Origin of the sequence: Kitasatospora sp. NPDC057904 (genome assembly GCF_042887925.1) — a bacterium.
In the GTDB taxonomy this organism is placed as follows: Bacteria; Actinomycetota; Actinomycetes; order Streptomycetales; family Streptomycetaceae; genus Kitasatospora.
In genome coordinates, this window is the sequence record NZ_JBHVOL010000013.1 from 139,268 (window position 1) to 147,845 (window position 8,578).

At 74.8% G+C, this 8,578-nt stretch carries 1 protein-coding gene (only partly in view); it reads right to left on the reverse strand.

Translation table 11 applies throughout. From position 1 onward, the window contains the following. On the reverse strand, window positions 1–8,572 hold the beginning of the coding sequence (locus ACFVSN_RS29555) for an SDR family NAD(P)-dependent oxidoreductase (protein ID WP_387594057.1). The gene continues 21,905 nt to the left of window position 1, outside the view; 8,572 of the gene's 30,477 nt are visible here — the first part of the coding sequence; it begins with the start codon at window positions 8,570–8,572; its stop codon lies beyond the left edge, outside the window. Between the last annotated feature and the right edge of the window lie 6 nt (window positions 8,573–8,578).

Consider the following 8,578-nt stretch of genomic DNA (forward strand, 5'->3'; position numbering starts at 1 on the left):
ACACCGGAGCAGCGACCGCCTTCACCGGCACCCAGTCCACCCGGAACAGCGAGTCCCGGCCAACCCGGCTAGCCTCGCCCGCCGCCACCGGGCGCACGACCAGTGACCCGACGGTCGCCACCGGGCGTCCCTCGGTGTCCGCGATCGCGAGCGCCATCCCGCCACCCGCCGCCGGCGTCAGCCGCACCCGGACCGCCGACGCGCCGGAGGCGTGCAGCGCCACGTCCTCCCACGCGAACGGCACGCCGCGCTCGTCGGAGCCGGTCAGCGCGAACGCGTGCAGGCAGGCGTCGAACAGCGCCGGGTGCAGGCCGAAGCCCGCGCCCTCCGTGCCCTCGGGCAGAGCGACCTCCGCGAAGAGCTCGTCCCCGCGCCGCCAGGCCGCACCGAGCCCCCGGAACGCCGGGCCGTACCCGAACCCGGCCTCCGCCAGGCCCTCGTACAACCCGGTCAGGTCGACCGCCTCGGCACCGGCCGGCGGCCACGCGGCCGCCTCGAAGGGCACGGGCGTAGCGCCCGTCCCCAGCACACCGGTGGCGTGGAGGGTCCAATCCGTCCCGTCCGCTTCGTCCGGCCGGGCGTGCACCGTGAGCGCACGCCGCCCGGACGCGTCCGGCTCGCCGACCCACACCTGCACCCGCACGCCGCCCCGCTCGGGCAGGACCAGCGGGGCGGCCAGCGTCAGCTCCTCGACCAGGTCGCAGCCGACCTCGTCGCCCGCGCGCACCGCCAGCTCGACCAGCGCCGTGCCCGGCACCAGGACGGAACCCATGACGACGTGGTCCGCGAGCCACCCGTGCGACCGGGCCGACAGCCGGCCGGTGAACAGGTAGCCGTCCGTGTTGACGAGCTCGACGGCCGCACCCAGCAGCGGGTGCTCGGCGGCACCGAGGCCTGCGAGCCGGACGTCGCCGCCGCGCGCGAGGGTGACCGCCGGCCAGTAGTGCCGGTGCTGGAACGCGTACGTGGGCACGTTCACGGCGCGGGCGCCGGTGCCGGCGAAGAGGGCGGCCCAGTCGACGTGCGCACCGGTGACGTGCAGGCGTGCGAGGGCGGCCAGGACGGTCGTGTCCTCGGCCTGGTCCTTGCGGAGGGCGGAGGCCAGCACGGCGTCGTCGGAGAGCGAGGAGGCCGCGAGCGCGGTGAGGACACCGTCGGGGCCGAGCTCCAGGAAGCGCGTGACGCCCGCGGCCTCCAGCGTACGGACGCCGTCGGCGAAACGGACGGCCTCGCGGACGTGACGCACCCAGTACTCGGGCGAGGTCAGGCCATCCGCCAGTTCGCCGGTCAGGTTGGAGACCACCGGGATCGACGGCGCGTTGTACGTCAGCCCGTCGAGAACGGAACGGAAATCCGCCAGCATCGGGTCCATCAGCGGCGAGTGGAACGCGTGCGAGACGCGCAGCCGCGTCGTCTTGCGGTCCGCGAAGTGCGCCTCGATCTCCGACACGGCCGACTCGGAACCAGAGACGACGATCGAGCGCGGGCCGTTGACGGCGGCGATGGACACGAACTCGCCCAGCAGCGGCAGGACTTCGCCCTCCATCGCCTGCACGGCCAGCATCGCGCCACCTGCGGGGAGCGCCTGCATCAGACGGCCACGGGCACTCACCAGCGCACACGCGTCGGCCAGCGAGAACACCCCGGCCACGTGCGCCGCAGCGACCTCACCGATCGAATGACCGGCCACGAACTCCGGCCGCACACCAAGGGATTCCACCAGACGGTACAGCGCTACCTCGACCGCGAACAGCGCAGCCTGCGCGAACTCCGTCCGGTTCAACAGCTCCGCATCCGACCCCCACACCACCTCACACAGGGCCGGATCCAGCTCCGCGCACACCTCGTCGAAAGCCGACGCGAACACCGGGAACCGGGCATACAACTCCCGCCCCATCCCCAGCCGCTGCGACCCCTGCCCGGAGAACAGGAACGCCGTCCCGCCCTCGCCCGCGAGCCCCCGGGCCACCTCGACGCCGTCGACGAGCACCGCCCGGTGCGGGAAGGCCGTGCGCCCCGCCAGCGTGAACGCCACCTCCGCAGCCGGGAGTTCACCGAGCTCTCCGAGTCGCGCGAGCTGCGAGTCCAGCGCTGCTTCGGACTTGGCGGATACCACCCAGGGCATCGCCCCCGCCGTCACCGGGGCGTCCCCCGCAGCCTCGGGCTCGGCCTGCTCCAGGATCACGTGAGCGTTGGTGCCGCTGATCCCAAAGGACGACACGCCCGCCCGGCGCAGCCGGCCGGCCTCCGGCCACTCCTGGGCCTCGGCCAGCAGCTCCACCGCGCCGGCCGTCCAGTCCACGTGCGAGGAAGGCGCGTCCGCGTGCAGCGTGCGCGGCAGCACACCGTTCTGCATCGCCAGCACCATCTTGATCACGCCGGCCACACCGGCGGCCGCCTGCGCGTGCCCGATGTTCGACTTGATCGAACCGAGCAGCAGCGGCAGTTCGCGGTCCTGCCCGTAGGTGGCCAGGAGCGCCTGGGCCTCGATCGGGTCACCGAGTGTCGTACCCGTGCCGTGCGCCTCGACGGCGTCGACGTCGGCGGTCGACAGACCGGCGCTCGCCAGCGCCTGCCGGATCACCCGCTGCTGCGACGGACCGTTCGGCGCCGTCAGACCGTTCGACGCACCGTCCTGGTTGACAGCGCTCCCCCGCAGCACCGCGAGCACGCGGTGCCCGTTGCGGCGGGCGTCCGACAGCCGCTCCAGCACCACCATGCCGACGCCCTCGCCCCAGCCCACGCCGTCCGCCGCGTCAGCGAACGAGCGGCACCGGCCGTCCGCCGACAGGCCGCCCTGCCGCGAGAACTCCACGAAGGTGTTCGGCGTCGACATCACCGTCACGCCGCCCGCGAGCGCCAGCGAGCACTCGCCACCGCGCAGCGCCTGCGCCGCCAGGTGCATCGCCACCAGCGACGACGAGCACGCCGTGTCCACCGTCACCGCCGGGCCCTCGAAGCCGAAGGTGTAGGACACCCGGCCGGAGGCGACGCTGGGGGCGCTGCCGTTGCCCCGGAAGCCCTCGAACTCCTCGCCGTCGAGGAGCGAGCGGTAGTCGGTGTACATGATGCCCGCGAAGACGCCCGTCCGGCTGCCGCGCAGCGACACCGGGTCGATACCGGCCCGCTCGAACGCCTCCCACGAGGTCTCCAGCAGCAGGCGCTGCTGCGCGTCGGTCGCCAGCGCCTCGCGCGGGCTCATCCCGAAGAACTCGGGGTCGAACTCCCCCGCGTCGTGCAGGAACGCGCCGCGCCGGGTGTACGACGTGCCCGGGACGGACCGGTCCTCGCTGTAGAGCGAGTCGAGGTCCCAGCCTCGGTTCGCCGGGAAGTCGGAGACCGCGTCGACGCCGTCGGCCACCAGCCGCCACAGGTCCTCGGGCGACTCGACGCCACCGGGGTAGCGGCACGCCATGCCGACGATGACGACCGGGTCGTCCGACGACACCGGGAGCGCCGACGGGAGCTCCTCGGCCTCCTCGGCGCCGAACAGGCCGTCCAGGACGAAGCCGGCCAGCGCGCTCGCCGTCGGGTAGTCGAACACCACCGTGGCCGGCAGCTGGAGACCGGTCACCGACTTGAGCTGGTTGCGCAGTTCGACCGCCGTCAGCGAGTCGAAGCCGAGGTCCTGGAACGCCCGGGACGGGTCGACGACCGAGCCGCCCTCGTGGCCCAGGACCACGGCGATCCGATCGCGCACCAGCTCCAGGACGGCCGCCCGGCGCTCGGCCTCGCCCAGGCCCGACAGGCGCTGCGCGAGGCCGGCCGAGGCGGCCGAGCCCGCGACCACCGCGCGCCGGACCCGGCCGCGCACCAGTCCGCGCAGCAGGGCGGGCACCGAGTCCTGGGCCCGCAGTGCCGCGAGGTCCAGGCGGACGGGCAGGATCGCGGGCTCGCCCGCCGCGAGCGAGGCGTCGAACAGGGCGGCGCCCTCGGCCGGGGTGAGCTCCGGCATGCCCGAGCGGGCGATCCGGTGCAGGTCGACGTCGGCGAGCGTGCCGATCATGCCGCCGTCGCGGGTCCACGGGCCCCAGGCCTGCGAGACGGCGGGCAGGCCGAGCGAGCGGCGGTGCACCGCGAGCGCGTCGAGGTAGGCGTTGCCCGCCGCGTAGGCGGCCTGGCCGGGGCCGCCGAAGACGCCGGAGACGGAGGAGAACAGGACGAAGGCCGCCAGCGCGCGGTCCTTCGTGGCCTCGTGCAGGTTCCGGGCCGCGTCCGCCTTCGGGCGCAGGACGGTGCTGACGCGCTCGGCGGTCAGGGAGCCGATCACGCCGTCGTCGATCACCCCGGCCGTGTGGACGACCGCGCGGATCTCGTACCGGGCGAACAGGCCCGCCACCGCCGCCGGATCGGCGACGTCACACGCCTCGACGACGGCCTCCGCACCGGCCTCCGCGAGCTCGGCGAGCAGTTCGTCCGTGCCCTCGGCGTCGACGCCCCGGCGGCTGACCAGCAGCAGCTGCCGCACGCCGTGCTCGACGGCCAGGTGCCGGGCGATGACCCGGCCCAGGCCACCCGTGCCGCCGGTGATCAGGACGGTGCCCTCGCCGGCCCACACGACCGGCTCGCCCGCCGCTTCGGCGCGCACGAGCCGCGCCGCGAGGACCTCCCCGTCGCGGACGAGCAGCTGCGGCTCGTCCAATCCCAGGGCAGTGGGCGGCAGTTCCTCCGAGCCCGCCAGATCCACCAGGCCGAACCGGCCCGGCTCCTCCGACATCGCCGACCGCACGAGACCCCACGCCGCCGCGCCCGGCAGGTCCTCGCCCGCCACCGCACCACGCGTCACGAACACCAGACGGGAGGCCGCGAAACGCTCCTCCGCCAGCCAGCCCTGCACCAGCTCCAGCACGTGCGCCGCACGCGCGTGCACGTCGCCGTCCGCCGGTCGGATCACCACTACCGGCGGCACGTCCTCCGGCACCTCCGCCAGGGACTCGACCTCCGCGAACTCCGGTGCGGCAGCGGTCTTCACCGGCACCCAGTCCACCCGGAACAGCCCGTCCCGGGCCGCTGCCGGCTCCCCGCCCGCCACCGCGCGCAGGGCCAGCGACCCCACCGACGCCACCGGCAGGCCCTCGGCGTCGGCGACCGCCACCGCGACGGACCCCTCGCCGGTCCGGGTGACGCGCACGCGCACCGAGGACGCGCCGGAGGCGTGCAGCGACACGTCCTCCCACGAGAACGGGACGACACCGTGCGGCAGCCCGTTGACGGCCGTCACGTGCAGGGCGGCGTCGAGCAGCGCCGGGTGCAAGCCGTAGCCGGTGCCTTCGGTGCCCTCCGGGAGGGCGACGTCGGCGAACACCTCGTCCCCGCGCCGCCAGGCCGCCCGCAGGCCCCGGAACACCGGGCCGTACGCGTAGCCGCCGTCGGCCATGCCCTCGTACAGCCCGGTCAGGTCGACCGCCTCGGCGCCGGCCGGCGGCCAGACGGTCGCGTCGAACGGGGTGCGCGTCTCCCCCGCGGCCAGGACGCCGGTCGCGTGCTGGTCCCAGGCGCGACCGTCGGCGCCCTCGGGCCGGGAGGCGATGGTGAAGGTGCGGCGGCCGGTCTCGTCGGCCGCGCCGACGCGCAGTTGCAGTTGGACGCCCTCGTGCTCGGGCAGGACGAGCGGTGCGGCCAGGGTCAGTTCCTCGACGCGGTCGCAGCCCGCCTCGTCCCCGGCGCGGACGGCCAGTTCGAGGAACGCGGTGCCGGGCAGCAGGACGTTGCCGCGCACGACGTGGTCGGCGAGCCAGGGGTGGGACCGGCGAGAGAGCCGGGAGGTGAACAACAGGCCATCGTCGTCGGAGAGTTCGAGCGAGGCGGAGAGCAGCGGGTGGTCGGCGCTGTCGAGGCCTGCGGCGCCGAGGTCACCGGCCGCTTCGGCAGCGGCGTCGGGCCAGTAGCGACGGTGCTGGAAGGCGTAGGTCGGCAGGTCGACCGGGCGGACGCCGGTGCCGGCGAAGAGCGCGGCCCAGTCGACGTGCGCACCGGTGACGTGCAGGCGTGCGAGCGCAGCGAGCACGGTCGCGTCCTCGGCCTGGTCCTTGCGGAGGGCGGAAGCCAGCATGGCGTCGTCGGCGAGCGAGGAGGCCGCGAGTGCGGTGAGGACACCGTCGGGGCCGAGCTCCAGGAAGCGCGTGACGCCCGCGGCCTCCAACGTCCGGATGCCGTCGGCGAAGCGGACTGCCTCACGGACGTGGCGCACCCAGTACTCGGGCGAGGTCAGGCCATCCGCTAGTTCGCCGGTCAGGTTGGAGACCACCGGGATCGACGGCGCGTTGTACGTCAGCCCGTCGAGAACAGCGCGGAAGTCCGCCAGCATCGGGTCCATCAGCGGCGAGTGGAACGCGTGCGAGACGCGCAGCCACGTCGTCTTGCGATCGGCGAAGTGCGCGCGGACCGCGTCAACGGCCTCCTCCGCGCCGGAGACGACGACGGAGGTCGGGCCGTTGACGGCGGCGATCGACACGAAGTCCGTGAGCAGCGGCAGGACTTCGTCCTCCGTCGCCTGCACCGCCAGCATCACGCCACCCGAGGGCAGCGCCTGCATCAGACGGCCACGGGCACTCACCAGCGCACACGCGTCGGCCAGCGAGAACACCCCGGCCACATGCGCCGCAGCCACCTCACCGATCGAGTGACCCGCCACGAACTCTGCCCGGACGCCCAGCGATTCGACGAGACGGTACAGCGCCACCTCGACCGCGAACAGCCCCGCCTGGGCATACTCCGTCCGGTTCAGCAGCTCCGCATCGGAACCCCACACCACCTCGCGCAAAGCCGGATCCAGCTCCGCGCACACCTCGTCGAAGGCCGACGCGAACACCGGGAACCGGGCATACAACTCCCGCCCCATCCCCAGCCGCTGCGACCCCTGCCCCGAGAACAGGAACGCCGTCCCACCGCCCCGGACCGCGCCCTCGACGACCGCGCCCTCGACTCCCCTGCCCGAGCCCGCCGCCAGCGCGTCGAGCCCGCGCAGCAGCGCGTCCCGGTCCGAACCCACCACCACGGCCCGGTGGTTGAGCATCGAGCGGCTCGTGATCAGTGCCACCGCGATGTCGGCGGCGGGCCGGCCCGCCGCGATGTCGCGCAGGCGGGCGGCCTGGGCGCGCAGCGCCTCCGGCGTCCGGCCGCTCAGCACCCACGGCAGGACGGCCGAAACCGGGGCGGCCTCCGCGGGCTCGTCCGCCGCGACCTCGTCCGCCTGCTCCAGGACCACGTGCGCGTTCGTCCCGCTGATGCCGAACGCCGAGACGCCCGCCCGGCGCGGACGCCCGGTCCGCGGCCAGTCGCGGGCCTCCGTCAGCAGCTCGACGGCGCCCGCCGTCCAGTCCACGTGCGAGGACGGCTCGTCGACGTGCAGCGTGGCCGGCAGCACGCCGGCGCGCAGCGCCATGACCGTCTTGATCACGCCCGCGACGCCGGCCGCCGCCTGGGCGTGGCCGATGTTCGACTTGACGCCGCCGAGGTAGAGCGGCCGGTCGGCGGGCCGGTCCTGGCCGTACGTGGCGAGCAGGGCCTGGGCCTCGATCGGGTCGCCGAGCGTCGTGCCGGTGCCGTGGGCCTCGACGGCGTCGACCTGGTCGGGGGTGAGGCGGGCGTTGGCGAGCGCGGCCCGGATGACGCGCTGCTGCGAAGGGCCGTTGGGGGCGGTCAGGCGGCTGCTGGCGCCGTCCTGGTTGACGGCGGTGCCCCGGACGACGGCGAGGACCTCGTGGCCCAGGCGCCGGGCGTCCGAGAGCCGCTCGACGAGCAGGACGCCGACGCCCTCGGCCCAGGAGGTGCCGTCCGCGCCCTCCGCGAAGGGCTTGCAGCGCCCGTCGGGGGCGAGTCCGCGCTGGCGGGAGAACTCGGTGAACAGACGGGTGGTCGGCATGACGGCGACGCCGCCGGCGACGGCCATCGAGCACTCGCCGGCGCGCAGCGCGCGGACCGCGAGGTGGAGGGCGACGAGGGCCGAGGAGCACGCGGTGTCGACGGTGACGGCCGGGCCCTCCAGGCCGAGGGTGTAGGCGATGCGGCCGGAGAGGACGCTGACGGCTCCGCCGGTGAGGAGGTGGCCCTCGGTCTCCTCGGTCCGGCGGGCGAGGGAGCCGTAGTCGGTGTCGGCGCCGCCGATGAACACGCCGGTGTCGCTGCCGCGCAGGGCGGCGGGGGCGATGCGGGCGCGCTCGACGGCCTCCCAGGCGGATTCGAGGAGGAGCCGCTGCTGCGGGTCCATGGCGAGGGCCTCGCGGGGGGCGATGCCGAACAGCTCGGCGTCGAAGTCGGCGACGCCGTCGAGGAAGCCGCCGTGGCGGACGTAGCTCTTGCCGGGGGTGCCGGGGGTGGGGTCGTAGAGGCCCCCGGTGTCCCACCCGCGGTCCTCCGGCAGGTCGCCGATGGCGTCGGCGCCGTCGGCGACGAGCCGCCAGAGGTCCTCCGGGGTGCGGACGCCGCCGGGGTAGCGGCAGGCCATCCCGATGATCGCGATCGGCTCGGCGTCCCTCGCCTCGACGGACTCCAGGCGCTGCTTCGTGCGCCGCAGGTCCGCGGTGACCTTCTTGAGGTAGTCGCGGAGCTTGTCCTCGGAGGTGCTGGCCATGGGTGG